This is a genomic window from Sphaerimonospora mesophila, assembly GCF_001417795.1.
GTDB lineage: Bacteria > Actinomycetota > Actinomycetes > Streptosporangiales > Streptosporangiaceae > Sphaerimonospora > Sphaerimonospora mesophila.
In genome coordinates this window covers 1-2,947 of sequence record NZ_BCBX01000080.1, presented here as the reverse complement: position 1 = coordinate 2,947, position 2,947 = coordinate 1, and the positions used below count along the sequence as shown (strand labels likewise).

General features: G+C 67.0%; 2 protein-coding genes and 2 pseudogenes. All 4 read left to right on the top strand.

Annotated features, from left to right (window positions below):
* Positions 1-96 precede the first annotated feature (96 nt).
* Positions 97-993 carry a transposase gene (locus AP234_RS39795; protein WP_431999133.1) on the top strand — a complete coding sequence of 299 codons (897 nt, stop codon included), beginning with the start codon at positions 97-99 and terminating at the stop codon, positions 991-993.
* A complete protein-coding gene (locus AP234_RS34090; RefSeq protein WP_431999134.1) occupies positions 878-1,687 on the top strand; it encodes a transposase in 810 nt (269 codons plus the stop codon). Before AP234_RS39795 ends, AP234_RS34090 begins: the two co-directional genes overlap by 116 nt.
* Positions 1,654-2,001, top strand: a pseudogene (locus tag AP234_RS39790) (IS982 family transposase); the annotation flags it as partial. The gene AP234_RS34090 and the pseudogene AP234_RS39790, both read left to right, overlap by 34 nt.
* Before the next feature lie 447 nt (positions 2,002-2,448).
* Positions 2,449-2,947: pseudogene (locus AP234_RS36905) on the top strand (hypothetical protein); the annotation flags it as partial.

Sequence of the window (2,947 nt, the reverse complement as noted above, 5' to 3'; positions counted from 1 at the left end):
TAGGTGACTGGTGTTTTTCGTGAGGCCTGGTGACGGTCACTCCCCGTGTGCCATGGTGATCCTTGTTGATCGCTGGGAGCGGGGAAGGGCTGAGGAATGGCGCTGGGCCGGACTCCGATGCAGCCGGGGTTGCTCTCCTCCACAGTGAGTTTCTGCGAGGGCCGGCTGGCGCCGAACTCGATCTACGCGGTGCTGCACCGCGAATGCCACACCCTGTTCCCCGATGAGATGTTCGCCGACCTGTTCGCCGGTGACGGCCGCCGTTCAGTGCCACCGATGATCGTGGCGGTGGTGATGGTGCTGCAACGGCTGGAAGGGCTGTCGGATCGGGAGGCGGTGGATCGGTTCGCCTTCGATGTGCGATGGAAGTACGCCGCCGGCGGGCTCGACTTCGACCACCCGGGGTTCGTGCACACGGTGCTGGTGGACATGCGCGCCCGCCTGGCCGCCTCCGATCGTCCGGACCGGATCTTCGACCGGACGGTCCAGGTGGCCCGCCAGGCGGGACTGATCGGCCGCAGGCGGGTGCTGGACTCCACCCCGATCTACGATGCGGTGGCCACCCAGGACACCGTCACGTTGATCCGCTCGGCGATCCGCGGCCTGCTGCGCGCGGCGGATCATCGGCTGCGCTCCCAGCTGCGCGGGGTGCTCTCCAGCGGTGATGCCTACAACCGACATGGCCAAGCCGGTCATCGACTGGACCGACGTCACCGAGCGGGAGGTGTTGATCGACTCACGGGCCAGGGACGCCTATGCGCTGCTGGAGGGACGCATCCTGGACGGGCAGGTGGCCCAGGCGGCGGCGCTGCTGGCCACCGTGGCCGGTCAAGACGTGGAACAGGGCGAGGACGGGGTGTTCCGGATCGCCCGCAAGGTGGCCAAAGACCGAGTGATCTCCACAGTCGATCCGCAGGCCCGGCACGGGCACAAGACCGTCTCGCGCGCCTTCGACGGCTACAAGGGCCATATCGCCGGAGATCCCGACAGTGAGATCATCACCGGGACCGCGGTGAGTGCGGGCAACTGCGGGGATGCCGAAACCGCCGTCGAGCTGCTGGATGACATCCTGGCCCAGCCCAGCGGCGACGGGCCAGGCGAGGACGGCATGGGCGGAGACCGCGCGGGGGAACCGGACGACAGCCGTGACGCAGACGGTCCAGACGATTGTGAACGGCCGGTGGTCTACGGTGATGCCGCTTACGGCACCGGCCCGTTGCTGGCCGGCCTGCACGAGGCGGACGTCGAGGCCAACGTCAAGGTGCAGCAGGCCAATGCTCCCGACGGGCGCTTCACCAAGGAGTCCTTCGACATCGACCTGGACGCCCTGACGGTGACCTGTCCGAACGGAGCGAGGGCGCCGATCCGGCCGAGTGCCGGTGGTGGCGGCATCGCCAGGTTCGGCCGCGCGTGCGCCGGGTGTCCGCCGGCGAGTGGGTGCACCACGGCCAAGGACGGCCGTAACATCAAGATCAGCCTGTATGAGGAACACTTGGCCCGCGGCCGCGCCCGCAGCACCGATGCGGCCTGGCTGGCCGGCTACCGGGCCACCCGGCCGAAGGTCGAACGGAAGATCGCGCATCTGATGCGCCATCGTCACGGCGGCAGACGCGCCCGGATGCGCGGCCGAGACAAGATCGCCGCGGATTTCACGATCTGGTCGTCGAGCGCCCGGGGCTGCTGCTGATCGCCGGCAAGGGGTTCGCGTCCCGGGAGTTCGAGCGATCACTGTCCGTACAGGGCATCACCCTGCTGCGGCCCACGCGCAAGAACGAGGCCGCACGAGCGGGCCAGCCGCTGTTGAAGAAGGTGCGCCAGCTCATCGAGTCCGTCAACGACACCTTCAAAGGTCAGCTTGACCTGGAGCAACACGGAGGCCGTACCCGGGAGGGAGTCGCCGTCCGCGTCGCCCAGCGCGTACTGGCGCTGGCCGCTGCGATCTGGCATAACTTCCAGACCGGGCAGGCGGTCGGCCGCTCATTGACCGCCTATGATCACTGAACGTATTCGGAATTGATCATCTAGTGCTTGGGCAGCAACGGCTCGATGGCCCATAACTCATCACTGACCTCCCACCGGACGTGGGTGGAAGGGTCCGCCGCGAAGCAGTGGAATCTCTGTGTGATATATGTCACTTTTTACTTGGTGATCGCTGCCATGGCGCGATCTCTGAGCTGCGCGAATGATGACGGTAGGTGAGGGGTAAAGCGTTCCCGTGACTGTGCGTAGCACCCTTGCAGCAAAGTAGATATTGACCCTTTCTGTCTGGTATCCCATGCTCCGCTTGATCGGTTTTATCTGGGCTTTATAGGACGTGCGGTCGGGCGGGTGGGCCGTGCGCCTGGGTGGGTGGGAGGGTGCGACGTGGCCGGTTCGCGTGCTCGAGTGGAACGGTTCAGATGGTCACGTCGCAGGCTTGCACACGCTTTCGCCGGCACTGTCGTTACTTTGACGGTGTTCGTCGCCGGGATCGGTGTTCCGGACGGGCTGGCGCAGAAGGCCGCCGCCGACACCCCGTCTTCTGGTACGGAGCGCAGCGTTGAGGGGCGGGCGGTCGCGCCGAAGCCGGTGCCTAAGGGCGCCGAGGATCTGCAGGAACCGCTGAAGCCGGCCGAGCCGGTGTGGCCGAAGGCGGGCTCCGCTGCGGTCGATCTTTCCAAGGGCAAGGACGCGGTCGCCGTTCCGGGATTGCCGGTGTCGGTCGCTGCGGTCGACCCGGCCCCTGTTGCGAAGCCGGTTTCCGAGAGCAAGGCCGCAGGCGATACCAAGGCTCCCTCCCCATCCCCATCCCCATCCCCGTCGCCTTCAGCGTCCAGCCAGCCGCAGGAGTCGCCGTCTTCAATTCAGGTGGAGACGTTCGATGACGCGGCAGTCCGGCGATTGGGCGGTGTGGGCATCGGCGTACGCCTGACACGCGGGGACGGGGGAGCATCGCCGGCTCCGGTGG

Excerpts from the sequence above, each read along its gene's own strand:
- AP234_RS39795 (WP_431999133.1), top strand. The coding sequence starts at position 97 with ATGGCGCTGGGCCGGACTCCGATGCAGCCGGGGTTGCTCTCCTCCACA.